The 22,755-nt window shown below is 63.6% G+C and carries 13 protein-coding genes; 9 read left to right on the top strand and 4 right to left on the bottom strand.

Features of this window, described 5'->3' with window-relative positions:
* Window positions 1–28 precede the first annotated feature (28 nt).
* Window positions 29–1,696 (bottom strand): methyl-accepting chemotaxis protein, encoded by a 1,668-nt coding sequence (locus PG883_RS04000; protein ID WP_257707698.1) that lies wholly within the window; start codon window positions 1,694–1,696, stop codon window positions 29–31.
* 128 nt (window positions 1,697–1,824) lie between these two features.
* Here PG883_RS04000 and PG883_RS03995 point away from each other — a divergent pair, with 128 nt between their 5' ends.
* From PG883_RS03995 to glpC, 5 genes are all read left to right on the top strand, one after another.
* Window positions 1,825–2,280, top strand: coding sequence for a YchJ family protein (locus PG883_RS03995; RefSeq protein WP_257707697.1), 456 nt, complete (start codon window positions 1,825–1,827; stop codon window positions 2,278–2,280).
* A 221-nt stretch (window positions 2,281–2,501) separates the two neighbouring features.
* Window positions 2,502–4,181, top strand: a complete 1,680-nt coding sequence (glpA, locus tag PG883_RS03990; RefSeq protein WP_270806978.1) for an anaerobic glycerol-3-phosphate dehydrogenase subunit A — start codon at window positions 2,502–2,504, stop codon at window positions 4,179–4,181.
* A complete protein-coding gene (gene glpB, locus PG883_RS03985; RefSeq protein ID WP_236277007.1) occupies window positions 4,171–5,448 on the top strand; it encodes a glycerol-3-phosphate dehydrogenase subunit GlpB in 1,278 nt (425 codons plus the stop codon). Before glpA ends, glpB begins: the two co-directional genes overlap by 11 nt.
* 1 nt (window position 5,449) lies before the next feature.
* Window positions 5,450–5,587, top strand: a complete 138-nt coding sequence (locus PG883_RS03980) for a hypothetical protein (protein WP_201972409.1) — start codon at window positions 5,450–5,452, stop codon at window positions 5,585–5,587.
* Between the two features lie 51 nt (window positions 5,588–5,638).
* Window positions 5,639–6,841: an anaerobic glycerol-3-phosphate dehydrogenase subunit GlpC gene (gene glpC, locus PG883_RS03975; RefSeq protein ID WP_010674925.1), complete on the top strand. Its 1,203-nt coding sequence runs from the start codon at window positions 5,639–5,641 to the stop codon at window positions 6,839–6,841.
* A 315-nt stretch (window positions 6,842–7,156) separates the two neighbouring features.
* On the opposite strand, the gene PG883_RS23920 is transcribed toward glpC, so the two are convergent.
* The 3 genes from PG883_RS23920 to PG883_RS23910 form a co-directional block, all read right to left on the bottom strand.
* On the bottom strand, window positions 7,157–11,554 hold the full coding sequence (locus PG883_RS23920; protein ID WP_406568577.1) for a type I secretion C-terminal target domain-containing protein: 4,398 nt from the start codon (window positions 11,552–11,554) through the stop codon (window positions 7,157–7,159).
* A gap of 375 nt (window positions 11,555–11,929) precedes the next feature.
* A complete protein-coding gene (locus PG883_RS23915) occupies window positions 11,930–17,968 on the bottom strand; it encodes a retention module-containing protein (RefSeq protein ID WP_406568199.1) in 6,039 nt (2,012 codons plus the stop codon).
* Window positions 17,969–18,004: 36 nt separating this feature from the next.
* Window positions 18,005–18,199, bottom strand: coding sequence for a hypothetical protein (locus PG883_RS23910; RefSeq protein ID WP_213319250.1), 195 nt, complete (start codon window positions 18,197–18,199; stop codon window positions 18,005–18,007).
* A gap of 737 nt (window positions 18,200–18,936) precedes the next feature.
* Between PG883_RS23910 and nrfA the strand changes: the two genes are divergently transcribed.
* The 4 genes from nrfA (at window position 18,937) to nrfD (ending at window position 22,745) form a co-directional block, all read left to right on the top strand.
* Entirely contained in the window at window positions 18,937–20,382 is a 1,446-nt protein-coding gene (gene nrfA, locus PG883_RS03965) for an ammonia-forming nitrite reductase cytochrome c552 subunit (RefSeq protein ID WP_104453292.1), read from the top strand.
* Between the two features lie 51 nt (window positions 20,383–20,433).
* On the top strand, window positions 20,434–21,027 hold the full coding sequence (gene nrfB / locus PG883_RS03960; protein ID WP_254231517.1) for a cytochrome c nitrite reductase pentaheme subunit: 594 nt from the start codon (window positions 20,434–20,436) through the stop codon (window positions 21,025–21,027).
* Entirely contained in the window at window positions 21,024–21,704 is a 681-nt protein-coding gene (locus PG883_RS03955) for a 4Fe-4S dicluster domain-containing protein (protein WP_270806977.1), read from the top strand. The genes nrfB and PG883_RS03955 overlap by 4 nt, the downstream gene beginning before the upstream one ends.
* A gap of 87 nt (window positions 21,705–21,791) precedes the next feature.
* Entirely contained in the window at window positions 21,792–22,745 is a 954-nt protein-coding gene (gene nrfD, locus PG883_RS03950) for a cytochrome c nitrite reductase subunit NrfD (protein WP_254231518.1), read from the top strand.
* The last annotated feature ends 10 nt before the right edge of the window (window positions 22,746–22,755 follow it).

Here is a 22,755-nt window from a genome sequence, read left to right as displayed (position 1 = left end):
AAATCCTGTCCAGACGGCAAAAATGTGATTAGTAACGGAAGCGGGAGACGAGTTGGCGCAATTTGTCACCCGTGCCTGCCAGGGCGCGGGTGGTGGTGCTGGACTCCCCGGACGCCTTGGTCAGCTCGCTGACGATCTGCTGGATGGCCACCAGGTTCTTGTTGATCTCCTCGGAGACCGCGTGCTGCTCCTCGGCGGCCGTGGCGATCTGGATGTTCATGTCGTTGATGGTGCCGACCGCCGCTACCATGCTGTCCAGGGAGCTGGCGATGTGGCTCGCCTCCTGCACCGTCTCCTGGCTGCGTGCCTCGCTGGCCTGCATCACCTCCACCGCCTGCTTCACCCCGCCCTGCAGGCGCTGGAGCATCTCGTTGATCTCCTTGGTGCTCTGCTGGGTACGGCCCGCGAGGGATCGCACCTCATCCGCCACCACCGCAAAGCCGCGCCCCTGCTCGCCCGCCCGGGCCGCCTCAATGGCGGCGTTGAGGGCCAGCAGGTTGGTCTGATCGGCGATGCCGCGAATGACCTCCACCACGGAGCCTATCTTGCCGGTCTCGTGGGCGAGCTGCTCGATGACCCCGGCTGCCACATGCACTTCGTCCACCAGCCGGTTGATGCTGCCGATGGCGCTGTTCACCACGCCGCGGGCCGCATCGGACTCGCGGGCCGCATCGCTGGTGGCGCTGGCGGCGTTGGAAGCGCTCGCCGCCACCTCCTGGGCGGTGGAGCTCATCTCGGTCACCGCGGTCACCACCTGATCCGTCTCCTTGCCGTGGCCCTGCATCTGCCTGTCCGCATGCTCGCTCAGGCTATGCAGCCGATCCACGGCCCCCAGCAACTGGTGACTGGTTTCCCCCACCTGGCTCACCACCGACTGGATCCGTTCGACAAAGCGGTTGAAGGCGGCGGCCAGCTGCCCCACCTCGTCCTTGCTCTGCACCTTGAGGCGCTGGGTCAGATCCCCGTCCCCGTCGGCGATGTCATTGAGTGCGGCAACCGCATCCGCCAGCGGGCGGGTGACCCGGTTGCCGATCACCACGGTGGCCGCCAGGGTCACCCCCAGGATCACTAGGATGAACAGCACCCCGGTTTTCAGGGAGCCATACATGGTCTCCTCCCGCTCGCTGCGCAGGGTGGCCAGCTCATTGTCGATGTCGTCGATGTAGAAGCCCGTGCCCACGACCCACTGATACTTGTCGAGCACCAGATTGAAGGAGAGCTTGGGGGCATCCCGCCCGATAGAGGGCTTGTTGGTCCAGTACTCCGAGAAGCCATCTCCTTCCCGCGCCGACTTGATGATCCCCTGAATGAGGAAGGCACCCTTGGTATCCTTGTCCTGCCAGCGGTTCTTCCCCTCCATCTCGGGCCGGGTCGGCAGCAGCACGGTATTGCCCTGATAGTCGTAGACGAAGAAGTAGCCGTCGCTGCCATAGCGCAGCGGCCGCAATATCTCCTTCACCTGCTGGCGCACTTCGGGGCTGTCAGGCTTGCCGTAGCTGCCCTCGATGGCCGTCTTGGCCAGCATCAGATAACTGCTGAGCAGCGCCTTGCGCTCCTTGATTGCCCTCTCCCGCGCCACCACCAGATCCGATTCCAGATCGCTCCTGGCCACCAGGTAGTTGCTGAGATTGACCACCAGGGCCATCAGCAGCACGGGGATGGCCCCCAGTAACAGGATCTTCTGCTTAAGTGTCATTGTGTCACCCTTTGTGCTGTGTTCATTGCTGCATGATGTCTGCCTAAACGGCATGGGAAGCTGGCCGAAAGGGAAGTGCGTTCGCTACAATCCCGCCACCTTTTATTATCGACCCGATGAGCTGACCCATGAGCCAATGTCCTTGCGGTTCCTCCCTCCCCCTCTCCCAGTGCTGTGGCGTGCTCCACGCAGGCCAGACCGCCGCCAGCCCGGAACAGCTGATGCGCTCGCGCTACAGCGCCTTCGTGCTGGGATTGGGGGAGTACCTGGTCCACAGCTGGCACCCTGACTTTCTGCACGGCCTGACGGCGGCCGAGCTCTCATCGACCGACACCCGCTGGGATGGCCTCGAGATCCTCGCCAGCCAGGGCGGCCCCGATGACATCCTCGGCATGGTGGAATTCAAGGCCTGGTTCCTGGAGGGGGACGAACGTCACTGCCTTCATGAGCGCTCCCGCTTCGTGCGCCATCAGGGGCGCTGGGTCTACACCGACGGCGAGCAGGATCCGGCGCCGCTGCGGGTCGGGCGAAACGACCCCTGCCCCTGTGGCAGCGGCAAGAAGTTCAAGAAGTGCTGCGGCTGAGGTTTCCCCCACGCCGCCCTCTGGCCAGCCCCCGGGCTGGCCTTCTCCCCTCCCGTCATGCTTTCCCCTGCCTGCCTCGACGGTGACGTGAGGTTCATCACATTTCGCTCATCACCTCACACTTAATGAGCGTTTACGAACATTAATTTGGCCCATATCAAACATTTTACGTCGTGGAGGCGCCACACTGGCCTCATCTGGAAGAGATGAGACGGGCACGAATGAAAAGAATCACCACACAAGTCGTCATCATAGGGGGGGGCGCCACCGGCGCCGGCATCATGCGCGATTGCGCGCTGCGCGGCATCGACTGCATCCTACTTGAGCGGGACGACATCGCCGCCGGCACCACGGGCCGCAACCATGGCCTGCTCCACTCCGGCGCCCGCTACGCGGTGACGGATCAGGAGTCCGCCCGCGAATGCATTCAGGAGAACCGCATCCTCAAGCGGATCGCCAGCCACTGCGTCGAGGACACCGGCGGCCTCTTCATCACCCTGCCGGAAGATGACATCCATTTTCAAAATACCTTCATGGACGCCTGCGCCCTGGCAGGCATCGACGCCCGCCAGCTGGATCCCGCCGAGGCGCTGCGCCTTGAACCCAACGTCAACCCGGCGCTGATCGGTGCCATCCAGGTGCCGGACGGCACGGTCGACCCCTTCCGTCTGGCTGCCGCCAACGTGCTGGACGCCAAGGAGCACGGCGCCCGCATCTTCACTCACAGCAAGGTGCTGGGGCTGCTGCGCACCCAGGATAGGGTGCACGGGGTCAAGGCCATCAACACCCGCACCGGCGAAGCGTTCGAGGTGGAGTGCCAGGAGGTGATCAACGCCGCCGGCATCTGGGGCCAGCAGATCTGCGAGTATGCCGACCTCGGCATCCGCATGTTCCCCGCCAAGGGCTCATTGCTCATCATGGATTACCGCCTCAACCAGCTGGTGCTCAACCGCTGCCGCAAACCGGCGGACGCGGACATTCTGGTGCCGGGCGATACCATCTCCCTCATCGGCACCACGTCGAGTCGCATCGATTACCACAAGATTGACCAGCTCACCGTCGAGCCCGAAGAGGTGGAGGTGCTGCTGCGCGAGGGGATAAAACTGGCCCCCATCATGGCCCGCACCCGATTGCTGCGCGCCTACGCCGGCGTTCGCCCTCTGGTGGCAGTGGATGGCGACGAGTCCGGCCGCAACATCAGCCGTGGCATCGTGCTGCTGGATCACGCCGAACGAGATGGCCTCCTGGGTTTCAACACCATCACAGGCGGCAAGCTGATGACCTACCGGCTGATGGCCGAATGGGCCACCGACTTGCTTGCCAAAAAGCTTGGCAACAGCAAGCCCTGCCGCACCGCCGAGCTGAGCCTGCCCGGCTCGCGGGATCCGGAGAAGGTCTCCGCCCCCGGTCTCTCGGTACCCGCCGAAGGCTCGGCCCAGTACCGCCACGGCGAGCGGGTCATCGCCTTTTTCCGCGACAACCCCAAGGCCAACGCCCTCATCTGCGAGTGCGAGATGGTGACCGCGGGCGAGATTGAATACGCCCTGCGGGAGCTCGACGTGGACAACCTGGTGGACTTGCGCCGCCGCACCCGCCTCGGCATGGGCCCCTGTCAGGGGGAGCTGTGCGCCTATCGCGCCGCCGGTCTGATGCAGGAGTACGGCAAGGCGGACGGTCGTCAGGCCTGCGTCATGCTGCGCCAGTTCCTGGAGGAGCGCTACAAGGGCACCCGGCCGGTGCTGTGGGGCGATGCCCTGCGGGAAGCAGAATTTACCTACTGGATCTACGAAGGGCTGTTCGGCCTTGGCGAGTGGACGGCCCCCCACCTGGTGAGCGAGCCCCCCTTCCCGCTCGATGCCAGCACCGCCAATTCCACCAAGGAGCGCAGCCATGAAATTTGACAGCATCGTGATCGGCGGCGGCATGGCGGGCCTCTCCGCAGCCCTGCGCCTCGCCGAGGCGGGCCAGAAGACCCTGCTGATGGCCTCCGGCCAGAGCGCCCTGCACTTCTCCTCCGGCTCGGTGGATCTGCTGGAGAGCGACGGGGATCCCCGCGCCGCCCTGCCCGCCTTCATGGCGGCCCATCCGGATCACCCTTACAGCAAGGTGGGGATGCAGAATATCGAGGGGAGTCTGGCCGACCTGCAACGCCACTGCGCAGAAGAGGGGCTACCCTTGATGCGCCAGGAGCACAACCACCAGCGGCTGACCCCCATCGGCACCCTGAAATCCACCTGGCTCTCCCCCGACACTTGCGCCTGCATGACCGATGCCCCCGCCCCGGACGCCATCCTGCTCGCCACCCTGGAAGGGTTTCGCGATTTTCACCCGGCGCTCGCGGCGGCGAATCTCGCGACCCACGCCCGTTTTGCCCACAGCCGCATCCTGACCGGGGAAATTCGCCTGCCCCAGCTCGCCCAGTTCAGCCGCAATCCCCACGAGTTTCGCTCCGCCGACATCGCCCGCCTGTTCGACAAGCAGGGGCCTGGCCAGCAGGACCTGCTGGCGGATCTGGCCCGCGAGATCAGCCGCATGGTGCAGGGATGCGGCGTGCCCGGCTGTCGCCATATCGTGCTGCCCGCTTGCCTGTCGCTGGGGCTGGTCGGCCCGCGTCTGAGCGAGCTGGAACGGCGCACCGGCTGCACCATCAAGGAGGTGGCCACCATGCCGCCGTCCCTCATCGGCATGCGGATGCAGGAGGCCCTCAAGCGCCGCGTCATGACCCTTGGCGGCACCTTCCTCACCAGCGAGCGGGTGCTGGGCGCCCGCTATGACGGCGACAAGGTGATCGGGGTGCACAGCCAGCACGGGGAGGATCAGCTGTTCGAGGCGGACCACTTCGTGCTCGCCTCCGGCAGCTTCTTCAGCCGCGGGCTGGAGTCGCGCCTCGGGGGCATTCGTGAACCCATCTTCGATGCCGACGTACTGAGCCTTGCCGAGCGCGACGCCTGGGCCGGCCGCCGCCTGTTCGACCACCACCCCTTCATGGGCTTCGGGGTCAAGACCGACGAGCGGCTGCGGGTGCTGCGCGGCGGCAGGCCCCTCACCAACCTCTACGGCGCCGGCAGCGTGCTGGCGCACTATGACCCCATTAAAGAAGGTTCCGGCTCCGGCGTGGCCGTTGCCACCGGCTGGCAAGCCGCTGGCCATATTCTGGCGGAGGGCTGAGATGAATCACATATTCCCACTCCAACGACACAGCGTGCTGGCCCACGACGATGCCCAATCCATGGAGGGCTCTGGCTCAGGTGTCGCGGTCGCCACCGGCTGGCAGGCCGCCGGTCACATTTTGAGTTCAGCCCAATGATGATTTCGCCCCATATCCCGTGCCTTCACACCCAACGGGAGGAGAACTGACATGCTACTGGATCATGCCAACCAGACTTTCGATCAGTGCATCAAATGCACCGTCTGTACCGCCTACTGCCCGGTGGCCAAGGCCAACCCGGCCTACCCCGGCCCCAAGCAGGCGGGCCCGGATGGGGAGCGGCTGCGCATCAAGAGCCCCGAGCTCTTTGACAGCGCCCTCAAGTACTGCACCAACTGCAAGCGCTGCGAAGTGGCTTGCCCGAGCGGGGTGCGCATCGGCGACATCATCGCCAAGGCCAAGCACCAGTACAGCGGCTTCAAACCGGGGATCCGCGAGTTCGTGCTCTCCCACACGGATCTAATGGGCAGCATGTCCACCCTGATGGCCCCGGTGGTCAACTTCACCACCGGCCTCAAGCCGATGAAGCAGGTGCTGGACAAGGCGCTGGGGGTCTCCTCCCACCGGGACTTGCCCAAATACTCACAAGGCACCTTCCGCGGCTGGTACAAGAAGCAGAAAACGACTCAGGCCCGCTTTGCGCGCCAGATCGCCTACTTCCACGGCTGTTATGTGAACTACAACCACCCCCAGCTCGGCAAGGAGCTGGTGCAGGTGCTCAACGCCATGAACATCGGTGTCCAGCTGCTTGCGCGGGAGAAGTGCTGCGGCGTGCCGCTGATTGCCAACGGCTTCATGGACAAGGCCAGGCAGCAGGCGGCTTTCAACATCCAGCAGCTGGAGAACACCCTGCTCGGCAACGAGATGCCGCTCTTGGCCACCTCCTCCACCTGCGGCTTCACCCTGCGGGACGAATATCCCCACCTGCTGGAGCAGGACAACCACAAGGTGCGCGATCGCATCTCCCTGGTGACCCGCTTCCTGTGGAACGAGTTCGATCGGGGCAACAAACCGGCCATGAAGCCCCTCAATCTGCACATCGCCTACCACACCCCCTGCCACCTGGAGAAGATGGGGGGCGTCATCTACACCCTCGAGCTGCTGCGGGCCATCCCCGGCGTCAAGGTGACGGTGCTGGACTCCCAGTGCTGCGGCATCGCCGGCACCTACGGCTTCAAGTCGGAAAACTACGACACCAGCCAGGCCATCGGTCAGGGGCTGTTTGATCAGATAAACCGGCTCAAACCCGATCTGGTCATCACCGACTGCGAGACCTGCAAGTGGCAGATCGAGATGAGCACGGCGTTTCGCTGCGAACACCCGGTGCACCTGCTGGCACGGGCGCTGGCCTGACCGCTATCCCCCGGTCCGCCCATCATCAGGGGCACCGGCTTGGAAGAGACACTCCCGGTCAATGCCTGCGCCCCCTCTGGCCGGCATTGACCGGGATCGGCGCGGCAAGGCTCTGACGCCGCCCGGGCAGCCCGATGGGAGGCCCGGGCGGCGAACTCTTTTGGTTGTTTGAACCGCTAGCACAGTGAAAAGCAGCAACAACACCCACTCTGTTAAAAACCACCTCCTATTGCCACCACCAGAAAACATCAAGCCAGCATATTCAGCCAAAAAAAAGAGCCGGCATTCGCCGGCTCTTTGCATCATCTCACCCCATCAGGGGTGCTGGATGATCAGGCTGTGCTGATCCAGCATGGATTGCAGGATGTCGTGAGAGGAGGAGCCGCTCAGGTTCCAGCCACTCAGATCCACGTCCTTCAGGGTGATCTGCTGGGTGACATTGCCATCCCCCGCCGGGGAGACCGACAGGCTCACGTCACTCAGGCCATTGCCGGTGCTGGTCACCGATGCCTGGAGATGACCCAGCAGGCCATCCACGCTGTTGTCGGTCACCCCCTTTAGCAGGTCCGCCAGATCGATCCTGTCCCCCTCCTGGGGACGGAAGTCGGTGATGGTGTCTATCGCCGGAGAGGCCGTCGTCCCCTCGTCACCACTGCCCCACACGAAGAGATCGCTGCCGGCGCCACCGGTCAGGATGTCGTTGCCCTGACCGCCCCGCAGCACATCATCCCCCATGCCGCCCAGGAGGCGATCATTGCCTGAGGAGCCGAACAGCCAGTCCCCCTGATCCGAGCCCAGCAGATCGTGGCCGCTCTGGCTGTGGATGGTGATGGTCTCCGTGGCCGAGCTCAGGGTGCTGCCACCCAGGCTGGATTCGGCACTCAGGGTGAGGGCATGATCCCCCGCCGGCAGATCCTTGAGGTAGATGGGCACGGACTGGTCCATCGGCAGCAACCAGTCGTTGCCATCCGCGTGGCCGACGCTCTGGCCGTGCTCGTCCACCACCTGGGCGTTGCCGAGGTTCTGGATCCGCACAGACAGCTCGCCCGGTGCAGGATTGACCACGCTGGCGCTGAGGTTGAGCGGCACCCAGGCCCCTTGCAGCGCAAGGATATCGTGGGTGCCGACCCCCAGTTGGGGATCGTCCGGCTCGGCCGTCACCTGGATGGCAATCTGGGTGCTGTCGGTCAGGACGCCACCGGCACCGGTATTGCCCTGATCCGAGGTGGTGATGCTCAGGTTGTCCTGACCCCAGAAGTCCCTGGCTGGCTCGTAGTGCAGGTTGCCTGCCAGCAGGCCGTTGAGATCATCGAGCGACCCGACCAGGGTCACCACGCTGGTCCCCGCCCCCTGCACCGAGACGGCGCCTGCCGCCCCCAGCAGGGTCAGCACACCGTGCTCCACCCGCAGCACCATGGAGATGGGGGCGCTGCCCGCATCCACGTCCTTCACGCTGATCCCGGTGAGCGACAGGGAGCCATCCTCTTTCACCTGCAATGAGCCCGGCACCTGAGTGACAGGGGCATCGTTGACCGGCTCGACCTCGATGGGCAGCACGTCGGTATCGCTCAGGGGACCACCGCTGCCGGTGTTGCCAAGATCATTGGTCACCATGGTCAGGGCATCCTGGCCATTGAAGTCCTGCTCGCCCTGATAGGTCACGCCCCCTGCGAGCAAGGCATTGATGGCATCCTGGGAACCGCTCAGCACCAGGGTGTTGCTGCCGCTGCCGCTCACCGTCACGCCACTGCCCGCCGCCAGCTCCAGGGTGCCGTGCAGCACGGAGAGGGGGCTGTTGCCCGCATCCACATCGCTCACCTGCAGCCCGTGAATGGTGAAGGGCTGATCTTCCTGCGCCACCTGGGGCGTCGTTGGCAGCTGGTTGACGGGGGCATCGTTGACCGGTTGTACCAGGATGGGCAGCACATCGGTGTCACTCAGGGCGCCACCGCTGCCGGTATTGCCCCTATCGTCCGTCACCATGGTCAAGGCGTCATTGCCATGGAAGTCCGGGTCGCCCTGATAGGTGACGCCGCCCGAGAGCAGGGCATTGAGATCCGCCAGCGTGCCGGTCAGCACCACATCGCCGGTACCGTTGCCGGTCAGGGTCACGCCGCTCCCGGCCGGCAGGGTCAGGGTGCCGTGCTCCACCGAGAGGCGCACTTCCATGATGCCGTTGCCCGCATCCACGTCCTTGACCTGCAGACCCTGGATGACGAACGGCTCGTCCTCCTGTGCCACCTGGGGATCATCGGGCAGCACGTTGACGGGGGCGTCGTTTACCGGGCTCACATCGAGATGGATGGTGCCGTTCACTTCGGGGCCGAGGGCGCCGTTGTCCAGGCTCTGGGCCGTCACCTTGATCGCCATGGCGCCGTTGGCGTCGTTGGTCACGAGCTCCACCGCGTCGAGCTTGCCGCCGTCCGTGGTGACCTGCCAGCGGCCACCGCCGAGATCCACTACGGTGCCGCTCACCCCGCTCGGCAGGCGGATTTCTGCCCCGTCCGGCACCCCTTCCAGGGTGACGCGCACCTGCTCGGGCCCGTTCTCGTGCACATTGCCGGCATTGCCGCCGGTGGCCTGGGTATCCCGGGTCTCCACCCCCAGGTTCAGGGTGATCACATCCCCTTCGGTGCCGCTCGCCTGCTCCTGCATGTCAGTGATGACCGCATCCCCCACCGGATTGACGGTGAAGCCCGCACTGGTTTCAAGGGGCAGGGTCAGCCCCTTGTCCAGGGTGAAGGCGCTCAGGGTCAGATCCACGGTGCCGCTGAAGTCCGCAGGCGGGATCAGGGTCAGCTTGGAGAAGTCGGTGCCCACAGGCACCTGCCACACCCCACCGCCGATGTTGACCGCCGGGGCGGACAGGGTGAAGCCATCCGGCACCCCCTTGATCTGCAGCCCGACGATCTGCTCGGAGCCATCGTTGTCGATGAGGCTGGCCCCCAGCCCCCCCAGGCTCACGCTGCCATCTTCCTGGCCCGTGACGTTCTGGACCGTGAGGTTGGCCGGATCGTTCACCGGCAGCACCTCGAAGCTCACGTTGCCGCTCCAGCTCCCCCGATCCTTGCCCGTGGTGGCGGTATCGAGAATATCCACCGTCACCGCCAGCGGCACCTTGCCGCTGAAGTGTTCTTTGGGCACGAACACCAGATCCTTCAGATCCGCCGGGTCGTTCACCGTGAGGGTGGAGACCGGCTGGCCGTTCTTGTCGAAGAAGTGACCATATTGGGGATCCACGGTCACGACCACCTGCTCCACGGTCTCGAAACCGCCATCGGCCACCGAGGGGCTGATGTCGGCGAGCTTGACCGAGAGATCGAGATGAATGTCGGTGTCTTCCAGGTTGTCAGGCTGGCCGTCGCCGTTTACGTCCTTCACGTTCAGTTGCAGCTCCGGCAGGCCGTCCGCCCCGCCGTTGATGTCCACCTCCGGGGTGATGGAGAGAGTGACATCCTTCTCCACCATCTTGGTGTCACCGCTCACGGTGTCGGTGTTGACCAGGCGCACATTGAAGTGCAGGCCGTCACCGGCATAGTCTTGCGGCAGGGTCAGGGTCAGGCGGTCGAGATCATCGAGGCCACCCGGCAACTTGATGAGGTACTCGCCGTTGACGAAGTCGAAGGTGAGCCCCTGTACGTTGACGCCCGGGGGGAGACCAGTGATGACGATGCTGAGCTCGTCATCCCCGCTGTCCGCCGTGCCCAGGGTCACCATCTGCTTGAGCTGGCTGCCGAAGTTGACGCCGTGATCCTCCACCCCGGTGATGGGGGCGCTGTTGTCAAAATCGACATCGGCGGCCACCTGGCCCGAGTGGGTCGCACCATGGAAGTCGGCACTGGCTGTGATCTCCCGATAGGCCGGGGCGCTCACATCCCCCTCGTTGTTGTCACCAAGGTCGATCACCCTGGCGCTCACCTTGAAGGTGACGGTGCCGGTGAAGCCATCCGGCGAGCGCAAGGCGTAGCTGCCGAGGGCGTCATGGGGCACGGTCCAGTTGCCCTGACCATCGTTGATCCCCCCCACCACAACAAAGCCGGGGGGCAGATCGCTGATCACCAGGTAGTCGATGACCTCATCACTGCTGGGGTCCAGATCCTCGAACACGAAGACGCCGTCCAGCGGGATGTCGTGCCCGTCCGGGCTCTCCAGCTGACCGGTCTGCACCAGGTTGCCATCGGGCTCCACCACCGCCTGGATATCCACATGCAGGGTGCCGTCGATCACCTTCTGGGCGGTGGCGCTGGAGTCCACATCCACTTGTGTCACCGTGACATGGCTCTGGAGGGTGGTGTCCCTGTCGCTGTCCTCGGGCCCTTTCACCAGCAGCTGGCCACCTCCGAGCAGGTTCTGCAGCTCGGCGTCGCTCAACTCCACGGCGCCGCCGCTCACGGTCAGCTGGGTCTCGACCCCGCCCACACGGATCCAGACTTCATACCCGGGTTCGATACCGGAGAGGCTGAGGTGGGTCACCTTCTCGGCGCCGTCGGTCAGGTCAGGCTGCCAGTCGAGGACGGTGAACTGATCCTCCAGGCCATGGCTGGTCTTGGCATAGTCGGTGGCGTCGATGGCCGGCTCCACCTTGATGGTGAGGGGCACGTCGAAGCTCTTGTGATCGCCGTCGTTCTCGGTCACCACCACGTGTCCGACCAGGTGCAGATCGGCGGTGCTGTTGAGGGGCGGCTGGATCTGCAGGTTGCCGAGGCTGGTCACATCCACCTGGTAGAGGGGATTGCCCTTGCCATCGAGCCCGGCGAAGGTTGAGGGTCAGCTCCTTGCCATTGCCGTCGAATACCCTGGCCCCTTCCGGCAGCCCTTCCAGCACCAGGTTCAGGGTTTCCGAGTGATCGAGCGGGGTATCCGTCCACTCCCCCGAGGTGAGCTTGAAGTCCAGCGGTGCCCGGCCATCCTCCTGGATGGTGATGCTGTAGCCGTTGCCATCCTGGGTCCAGTCGGTGGTATTGAGATCGAAATGGGGTTCATCCACTACCCCCACCAGATCCACGTGCAGGCTCTGGCTGCCGGTCTCCTTCTCGTTCACCACGGTGTGGGTCTGGCCGCTGGCATCGGTCAGGATGGCGGTGTCCTTCACCACCCCCTTGATGGTGAGATCGAAATCGACGTTGCTGTTTTTGGGCGGCAGCAGCTTGAGGTCATTGATGCGGTCATAGGGCACCTCGTAGTAGCCGTTGGTATCCAGAGTGACCGCCACCCCGCCCAGCAGCAGGTGGCACCGGCGGGCAGGCCGCTGATGCGCACGAACAGCTGCTCGGAGCCATCCGTGGTGTCTCCCAGATGGGCGAGCCCAATCTTGCTGCCCAGATCGATCAGGGTATCTTCCTTGCCCTGGATCTCGCGCACCGTCAGCTTGGCGTCGTCCGCCAGCGGGTTCACGTTGACAATCACCTCCAGCGGATCGCCGAGGGCCGTCTCCTTGCCGGTCACCACCGGGGTTTTCTCCGTGCTCACCGGGGTCACAATGAGTTTGATGTCACCGCTGTAGTCCTTGCCGGGCACCACGGTCACCTTGTTGATGTCGCCACCAGCCACCGTATAGAGGCCGTTCGCCCCCGGGGTGAGCACCTTGCCGTTCAGGGTCAGCGTGCCCTGGCCGGACGCCCATTTGATCTGGTAGCTCAGGGTCTCGGAGCCGTCCGTATCGGTGAGACCCGCCTTGACGTTGAGGGCGATGCCGCTGCTGTCCTCGTCCGTGGTGTAGTGCTGGTGCGTGCTGCCCACATCCCACAGGGGTTTGTCGGCAATGCCCTGCACCGTGATGTCCAGATTGCCGGTCAACACCGGGGGCTTGCTCCCCTCGGTGACCCCCACCTGCAACTGCACCGGGAAGCGCAGCGCAGCACCTCCGTTGTTGTAGCTCGAGTAGTCGTGGTTCGGCACAAAGGTGACACCGGTGAGCTGGAACTTGTCATCGGTGTTGGCCACCGCCACCATGGCCGCGGGCGGCACCTCATACCAGGTCTTGCCCCCCTGGGTGATGGTGGTCAGTGCGACGCCGTTGAAATAGAAGGTGCCCTGGGCGTTGGCTGGCGCCTGGATAAGCAACTGTTCCACATGCTCGCCCCGATCGAAATCCCCCACATCCAGGTTCATGGTGATGGGGATCCCCTGGCCCGGATCGCTCGCCCCCGCATCCTCCTGGCCGGTGACTGCGCTCACGGTGAGCTTGCCAGCCTCGTCCCGGATGGTCAGGGTCAGAAGACCGTCGTCGGTATCTCCGTCGCCATCCACCAGGTGGAAGCCTATCTGCTGTACCAGGGTGCTGTTGCTGTGATCGATGCCTGATTTGGCGGTGAAGCTGTAGTCACCCTCGGCATTGATCACCAGGGTGCCGATGATCTGCCCCGTGCCATCTGTCACCGAGATGGTGGTGTTGCCTGTGGCGGCGATGGGGTGCTCGGTGCCATTGATGGTCACCGCTCTCACCACCGCATCATCCGCCCCCTCGCTGGCAGTGGCCAGCAGATCGCCGGTCACTTTCGCCCCTTCATTCAGGGTCTTGCTCGCGTCCACGGCCACCGGCACGTCGTCCTGCACGCTCACATGACCGATCACTTCGGCGCTCAGATCCCCGTCACTGTCCCGTGCCTGCAATGGCAGCTGGATATCCAGCAGATCCTTACCCTGGACGCTGTGATCCAGGTTGCCGGTCAGCTCGAAGGTGTAGCGGCCGGACACATCCAGGGTCAGCTTGAAGATGAGCTTGCCTGCGCTGTCCTTGCCAAGGTAGACACCCGGCTGGCTGTCTGCCCCTATGGTGACCGCCTTGCCCCCCGACGTCAGGGTATTGAGGGCGTTGAAGCGGGCTACATCCAGTTGCAGGGAAACCACCCGGTCACTCCCGGCGGCGATCGTCACCTGGCCGATGGCAACCTCTCCCGTGCCTGACGGGCTGGTACCCCCATGCTGGCCACTGCCCCCGTTGAGGTCCGACTCCTTGACGGTCACCCCCTCGATGGCGGTGATCACGGGATCCGCAGCATCGGTGATCACCGCCGTGGTGCTACCGGTGATCACGCTGCCGTCGCTGTCGGTCACCTTCACCGGCAGGCTCAGGTTGAGCTTGTCGTCGGCACCGTGATCCAGGTTGGTGTGTACCGTCACCTGGTAATCGAGGGTTGCCTGGGTGTGGGCTTCGATGCGCCCCGGCACGCTCGGCAGGGTCACCGTCAGCACCAGGGTGCCGCTCGCAGTCACTGCCTGGAAGCTGTGGCCGTTGCTGCCCGCCACCTCTTGCCAGGTGAGGGTCTCGCCGTTGTGGGTGATGGCCTTGCCACTCCCATCCACGACTTGGCCCGAGAGGGTCAGCCGCACGTCCACCACGGGATCGGAGTCTGCAGTGATGGTCAGGGTGCCAGTGGCATGCTGATCATCGCCGGTCTGGTTGTTGGCGGCGCCATCGAAGCGCCCTTCACTCACCGTCACACCGGTCAGGCTGAGGGTCGGTTTGTCCCCTTCCGAAATGCGGATGTTGAGGGTGCCCGTGGTGCTGTCGTTGTTGCCGCTTCCCTTGTCGCTGTCGACGATGTTGAGCTTGAACGGCAGGTCGGTCGCAGTGCCACCGCTCTGGTGAACCCCCTGATAGAGGGTCACCTTGTAGTCAAAACCGTTGCTGGCGGCGTTGTCCAGCTTGCCCACCAGTTCGACCTGAAGCACCTCGACGCGCTGACCATTGACTTCCACATAGCCCTTCAGCACCTGGTTGCCCGGGATGCTGGCATCGCCGTCTACCAGCTCGTATTTGACGCTCTGGCCCAGGGCGGTCAGCGCTGGTTGCTCGCTGATGTCGGCAAACGACACCTCGCTCACCCGATCAGAGCCCGCATTGACCTGGAAGTGGCCGGTGCCGGTCAGGGTGTTGTGGCCGTCGAGCCCACGCTCATCCAGGCTCACCCCGCTGCCCGCCACGAAGTGCGGCGCATGGCCGTCCTTGATGGTGAGCGGCAAGTCGGTGGAGACCCTGTCCCCATCCTTGTCGGTCAGGGTGACGGTGAGCGGCAGGTCGAGGGACTCGCTGCCCTGGTGATCCAGCTCGGCCCCCAGGGCCACCTTGGCGGTGACGCTCCAGTTGCCGTTGCTCTCCACCAAATCCAGCTCGGCCCGCAGCACCTCGCGGCCGTCGGCGCTGGTCCCCACCAGCTCGCCGCTGGCATCCAGGGTGAAGGTCACCGGGCTGCCATGGCTGCTGTACTTGCCATCCAGGCTCTGCTGAATGGCTGCGATATCGAATTTGAGGCTGCTCGTGTCGAGCGCATCAGCCCCGTGGCTCACGGTGAAGCTCATGTGGCTCACCACATCCTTCGCCCCCTGGTTCGCCTCCGTCATCTCGGTGCCGGTCACGGCGCTGATGACCGGATTCGCCCCGTCGCCGATGGCAACGCTCAGGGTGGAGGAGACTTTATCTCCGTCACTGTCGGTGAGGGTGAAGCCCGCCTTGAGCAGACTGTCTGCACTCCCCTGATCCAGCGGCTGGTTCAGGGTGAAGACGTAGTGACCGTTCTGATCCAGCGTCAACGTGAAGACGTTCTGGCCGTTGACGGCGCCGCTGATGCTGTTGCCGCTGATGGTGATGATCACAGGCTGGCCGCCGCTGGTGAGCCCCTGCAGGCCAGGCTGGCTGGCATCGAATGCGATGTTGACCAAGGGATCGGCCCCGGCGGTGATGGCCAGATCCCCGGTGAGGGTCTGGGCTGCGCTCCAGTCGCTGTCCTCCACCAGGGTGAGGGAGACGGGGTCGACCTGGGGCAGCACGCCGTCGGTGATATGAATATTGAGGGTGCCAAGGTTGCTCTTGTCCCCGTCAAAGTCGGTGCCTTGCACCTGCAGCCCCAGGTTGACGCTGTTGGTGCTGACCGGTTGATCCAGCACGCCATCGAGCGCCACCTGGTACTTGCCATCCAGCCCCAGGGTCACGGTCAGAATGGTCTTGCCGCCCGCATCCAGCAGGGTGATGACGTTGCCGTTGACCTGATAGTGGGTCGGCTGACCGCCGCTGGTGAGGCCATTCAGGCCAGGCTGGTTCGCCTCGAAATTGAGCGACACCAGGCGATCGCTGCCCACGCTCACCGGCAACTGGCCATCCAGGGTCTGGCCCGAGGCCCCTTCCTGCAAGGTGACCCCGCTATCGATGCCAAGGCGGGGATCCACACCGTCGCTGATGGAGACAACCAGATCGGCGCGGGTCTCGTCGCCGTCGATCTCCTTGGCGGAAACGGTGAGCCCGAGGGAGAGCTGGTCGCTGCCCTGATGATCCAGAGGCCCATTGAGGGAGACGGTGACATTGCCGTCGATATCACTGCCATGTTGGCTGGCAGTCAGCTCGGCCTTCAGCACCTCGACCCGCTTGCCATTGCCATCCAGGTAATAACCCGTCAGCAGGCGATCACCGGTGAATTCGAAGGTCAAGGCGTGGCCGTCGCTGCTGATACCGCTGCCGTTGAGACGGGCCAGGGTTGCACTCTGATCCGCGAAGACGGCACTTGTTGCCACCAAGGGATCGGACTGATGGCCCACCACGAACTGGCTCTGTCCCACCACCGCCGCCGGATTGGTGAAATCATCCTCCGTGAGGCTGATGGGGGCGATGGTGAAGTCCGGTGGTGTGCTGTCTACCAGGTTGACGGTAAGATTGGCGCTCACCCGATCCCCGTCGCTGTCGCGGTACTCCAGGGCAAAGGGCAGGCTCAGGCTATCCTGGCCGTGATCCAGGCTCTGGTTCCAGACGATGCGATAGCTGCCGTCGTTGGCCAGGGTCAGGGTGAAGACGGTCACGCCCCCCGCGCTGGCGGTGAGGGTCTGGCCGCTGACCTGGTAGGCGAGCGCCGTCCCGTGGCTGGTCAGGCCAAGCTGATTGAGGGCACCTTGATCGGCGGCAAAACTCACCTGCAGGTTGCCATCAAGCCCGGCACCGGTGTGCAGGGATCCGGTGGCACTCACCGGCCCCTTGGCGAGATCCGCCTCGGAGAGGGTCAGAGTATCGCTCTGACCAATGAGGGGAGCCCCGTCAATAACCCGGTTGCCCGCCAGATCCGTCACCTCGGCGCGTACCTCGTAGGGGCCCGAGAGAGTGGTGAGATCCAGGCCATTGAGCTGCCAGCGGCCGTCACTGCCCACCAGGGCACTGCCGCTGAAGAGGGTCTGGCCATTCTGGCCAACCAGGGTGATGGTCACCCGCTGCCCCGCCTCCACGTCCGTGGTACTGCCGCTCAGGGTGACCTTGTCATGGCCGAGGATGCTGTCGGTATCGAGATCGTCGATGTCGATGGCTGCACGGGTATCCACCGTCACCGTCAGGGTGTCGCTGGCCCGGTTGCCCGCGATGTCCACCGCATCGACGCGAAAATCATGGGCGCCATCGGCCAGGGTATCGGGGATCTGATATTGCCAGTTGCCGTTGCCATCCACGGTGAGCACGACCATCACCTTGCCTTCCAGGGTCAGGGTAACGGTAGCGCCAGGCTCCCCCTTCCCTTGCAGTAGCGGTGTGGTGTCGCGGGTCAGATCATCGGTCTGGCTGGTGCCGGTGTCGCTCTCGTCCGCCAAATCCAGGGTAATGGTGGTGATGGTGTCGAGCAGGGTCTGGCCGGTGTCGCTGGCCCGGTTGCCGGCTGCATCCTGGGTATCGGCCTGGATGGTCAGGGGGCCGTCCACCAGCTTGCCGGTGACGTCGCCGAAGTTTGCCTCCCAGACGAAGCCGGGCAGCACCACTGTGGTGGTGGTCAGGCGATTGCCATCCTGATCTATCAGAGTGACGGTGACGGTCTGGCCGACTTCCACATCCTCGACAAAGCCGCGAATGATGACGCCGGTCGCCTCGTCGGCATTGATGATGTTGTCATCGGTCTGGGGTTCTGTGATGGTGATGGCTGCCAGCAGATCCTGATCTTCGGCATAGAGCAACTCGTCGCCCGGTTGAAGCGCCTCATGGCTGGTGTCAAATCCCGCCTCGGCCAGAGTCGCATCATTGATGCGATCCACCACCACGAAACCGCTGGCGCTGGAGCCGGCCACACCGCCAACCGTACCGGCCGCCGCGTTACCGGCCGCGGTCTCCTCGAATAGTTCGGTCGGGTCAGCCCCCGGACGGATCGCCTCCTGGAGGCTCGCCAGCTCGGCATCGGCACCGGCGGGCAGTACCGCCTCGTGCTAGGTGGGCTCGGGGCGTTCGCTGCCCGCCTCCGCCAGCTCCACCTGTCCGTCGGATTCGGTGAGCAGGCGCATCCCGGGCTCCAGTTGCATGCCAGGGGTGGCACGGCGCAAAGAGCCGTCCGCATCCATCACAAACACAGCGCCCTCCACCTTGGCAATAAGAGTCGGTTTATCGATTCGCAGCTCGGCCATATATCCTCCAACGGGTAAACACAGACTTCCCAGCACATGAAGCGTAAAGGGAAAGTCTCCGTGACAGGCGGCTATTTTACCGTCAATAACCCCCTATAACCCTTCGTCATTTTCGAAAATATCGAAAGTAAATGCCGCCAACCGTCCTATTAAATTCAATAAGACGCTATCAAGCCGCGAATATGCTGGAATAAAGCCCTTATTTTCCCTTTCATGAAAACAGATGGCTCTCTTGGCACCCATTTCTACGACAGCTTCTGTCACAAAGTCCCTTGACAGGGACCATGGTGATGGAAAACCGAAGCCTCCCCCTCACCCCTTCGCAAGCTTAATATTGAATTTAAATTCAATATCAGCAGTTTATTCTCTCTCTGCATGCGGTGTATCTCTCCGCCGCCTCTCGCCCAGCCCTCCTCGCCAACATGATGAACATCGATTTTACCTATTTTCATCAAAAGAGAACGGGTGGAAATAACCCTCGGATGAGGTTCAATAATTCCACCTGGATCGCACTTTTGGCATCCCTCCCCCCCCTCAATTGATCTAGCGCAACTCCCACGGGGATAAATAATTATCCATTTTACCCATTTGGTATTATCCCCCCGAGCAATTGCATAAACACCGATTTAAATGCAGCCATAACAATGGATCGGCCTGCCATGCCCGTCGATGATGAGCACAGATGTCCACACCAAGATGGAACGGTCAGGCCCGACATGGACTTTTATCTGGGAGTGATGACCGTGGGTTCATATGACAAGCTATTTCGACCAGGACTGGCAGCCCTGCTGCTGACCGCCCTGCTGGGCGCTGGCAGTCTGGCACAGGCGGCCGACGAGGCACAAAGCAAGGGCAAGATCGAGGCGCGCAGCGAGCTGTTCGCCAAGGATCACACCGATCAGTTCACCAGCTGGAAAGGCACCAGCGAGAGCCGCGAGCGCACCGACGCCCTGGCGGAAGATCCGCAGATGGTGGTGCTCTGGGCCGGCTACCCCTTCTCCAAGGATTACAACAAGCCGCGCGGCCACTTCTATGCGCTGACCGACGTGCGGGAAACCCTGCGTACCGGCGCCCCCAAGACTGCCGAAGACGGTCCGCTGCCCATGGCCTGCTGGAGCTGCAAAGGCCCGGACGTGGCCCGCGTCATCGACGAGAAGGGTGAGGATGGCTACTTCAAGGGCATGTGGGCAAAAGGCGGACCGGAGATCGTCAACACCATCGGCTGCGCCGACTGCCACGACACCGCCTCGAAAGAGTTCAAGGAAGGGAAACCCGCCCTGCACCTCTCCCGTCCCTATGCCGACCGGGCCATGACCGCCATCGGCAAGCCGTTCAAGGAGCAGGGACGCTTCGATCAGCAGTCTCAGGTGTGCGGCCAGTGCCACGTGGAGTACTACTTCAGCGGCCCCACCAAGGCGGTGAAATTCCCCTGGGACAAGGGTACGACTGTTGAGCAGATGGAAGAGTATTACGACGAGATTGGCTTTGCCGACTGGACCCATGCCCTCTCCAAGACCCCCATGCTCAAAGCCCAGCATCCGGAGTACGAGACCTGGCGCGCCGGCATTCACGGCCAGAACAACGTCGCCTGCGTCGACTGCCACATGCCCAAGGTGCAGAACGAGCAAGGCAAGGTCTACACCGACCACAAGGTAGGCAACCCCTTCGATCGCTTCGACCAGACCTGCCGCAACTGCCACACCCAGAGCAAGGAGATGCTGCAAGGGGTGGTCAAGCAGCGCAAGGACGCCGTCACCGAAATCAAGCTCAAAGTCGAGAAGCAGCTGGTGCACGCCCACTTTGAAGCCAAGGCCGCCTGGGATGCCGGTGCCACCGAGGCCGAGATGAAGGACATTCTGCAGGATATCCGTCACGCCCAATGGCGCTGGGACTTCTCCATCGCCTCCCACGGGGTGCAGATGCACGCCCCGGAAGTGGCGCTGCGCATGCTGGGAACCGCCCTGGACAAGGCCGCCGACGCCCGCACCAAGCTGGCACGCCTGCTGGCCGCCAAGGGGATCAGCCACGAGATCGCCATTCCTGACATCTCCAGCAAGGAGAAGGCCCAGGCCGCTCTTGGGATGGACATGAAGCAGATGAACAGCGACAAGGCCCAGTTCCTCAAGACCACAGTCCCCGCCTGGGATGCCGAGGCCAAAGCGGCCGGACGGCTCGCACAATGACGAGGCATGCGGGCCCGCAGTGTCGGGCCCGCAGCCGGATGGAGGCTTCCTATGGGTGATTTAACAATGGATTTCTTACGACTGATGCTGATGGCAGCCATGCTGCTGACCAGCCTGCAGGGCCAGGCGGCCGATGCGGCAACCGCCCCGGCACCTACTACACATGAAGTGGAATTTCTGCGCAGTGCCGACAAGGCCTGCACCGACTGCCACAAGGAGCAGGTCGAAGGCATGCACGGCAAGCACGGCCAGGCGACCAACCCCAACAACCTGGCGCCGGTAACCTGCACCAACTGCCACGGTCAACCCTCCCCCCAACACCGGGAAGGGGTCAAGGACGTGATGCGCTTTAGCGACAGCTTCAATAACAAACAGAGCACCGAGCGCTACCCCATCGCCGAGCAGAACGGGGTCTGCATGAGCTGTCACGAGCCCAAAGTGCTGCGCGAGGCGCTCTGGGCCCACGACGTGCACGCCACCAAGCTCACCTGCACCAGCTGCCACCAGCTGCACCCGGCCAAGGAGCCCATGGTGGCTATTCCGGAGAAGTCCCGCATCAAGCTCTGCGTCGACTGCCACAGCAAGCAGCATGAGGCCGTCAAGGCGGCCAAGGCGAACACCACCTCGGGCAAGGAGGTACCATGAGCTGCTCTCGCCGTCACTTCATGGCGGGGATGAGCGCGGGGGCCCTCATCATGATGACAGGGCCGACTCGCTCCCTTGCTACCCCCCTCGCCCACAGCCAGACCATCGACGGGGTCCGCTTTGGCATGCTCCACGACGAGACGGCCTGCATCGGCTGTACCGCCTGCATGGATGCCTGCCGGGAGGTGAATCAGGTGCCAGAGGGGGTCTCGCGCCTCGAGATCATCCGCTCCGGCCCCATCGGCACCTTCCCCGATGCCGAGTACCACTTCTTTCGCAAGTCCTGCCAGCACTGCGACAACGCCCCCTGCGTGTACGTCTGCCCCACCGGTGCCTCCCATATCCGCAAGGAGGATGGCATCGTCGACGTCAACCCGGATCTCTGCGTTGGCTGCATGTACTGTCTGGCTGCCTGCCCCTATCAGGTGCGCTTTATCAACCCTGTGACCAAGGTGGCCGACAAGTGCGACTTTTGCCGCAAGACCAACCTGGCGGCGGGCAAGGAGCCGGCGTGCGTGGAATCCTGCCCCACCAAGGCGCTGGTGTTCGGCAATCTGGATGACCCGGACAGCCCCATCGCCAAACGGCTGGTAAAGGAGACCACCTATCGCTACAAGCAGGCACTCGGCACTTCGCCCAAGATGTACCGCGTGCCCAAAGGGGAGATAAAGTCATGACGATGCAAGAGGCATTTCACTTCCCTTCCCTTGTGTGGGGATTTGTCCGATCGCCATCTACCGCAGTAACAGAAGGAGGAATGGATCATGTTGCATGATGCATTTCACTTCCCCTCGCTGGTGTGGGACTGGCCCATAGCCATCTACCTGTTCCTGCTCGGCATCTCCGCCGGGGCCACCACCCTCTCGGTGCTGCTGCGCCGCAAGGGAGCCGGCAGCGAGAGCGGCATCATCAAGGCGACTGCCATTCTGGCGCCGGTGAGCGTGGTGCTGGGGTTACTGATCCTCATCTTCCACCTGGCCCGCCCCTGGACCTTCTGGAAGCTGATGTTCCACTACCAGTTCGACTCCGTGATGTCGATGGGGGTCATGCTGTTCCAGGTCTACATGGCGGTGCTGTTCGCCTGGCTGGCAGTGGTGTTTCGGGCCGAGATCGAGACCTTGCGCCGTCACCTGCTGCAAGAGAAGTTCGCCTTTGTGGATAATCTCATTGCTTGGCTTGCCCGCATCGAGCGGCTACTGGCGCCACTCTTGCTGCTGCTTGCCGTGCTGTTGGGGGCCTACACCGGCTTTCTGCTGTCGGCGCTCAAGACCTATCCGCTCTTGAACAACCCGGTGCTGCCGGTGCTGTTCCTCATCTCCGGCGTCAGCTCCGGCATCGCTTCCACCATCTTGCTGGCGGTCACCCTGTTCAAGGAGAACCATCACAGCCAGGGGGTGAGCTTTGTCCACCGCTTCGAGCGGCCGGTGCTGGCGGTGGAGGTGTTGCTGCTGGTCTGTTTCTTTACCGGCCTCTACTTCGGTGGCGGCCAGAAGGAGGCAGCCATGTGGGCCGCCATCGGCAGCGGCTTCTGGGCTCAGGTGTTCTGGCTCGGGGTGGTGGGCATCGGCATGCTGCTGCCCCAGTTGCTGGCCCTGCTGGCCCCCGCGCCGCTGCGGGCCAGAAACGGCTATCTGGTGCTGGTCTGCAGCCTGACCCTGGTGGGGATCCTGCTGCTGCGCTACTTCGTGCTCTATGCCGGTCAAATGACAGTCGTATAACGGTATGATC

Source organism: Aeromonas sp. QDB25 (assembly GCF_027707725.1).
GTDB classification, from domain to species: domain Bacteria; phylum Pseudomonadota; class Gammaproteobacteria; order Enterobacterales; family Aeromonadaceae; genus Aeromonas; species Aeromonas caviae.
This window is presented reverse-complemented; position numbering and strand designations above follow the sequence as displayed.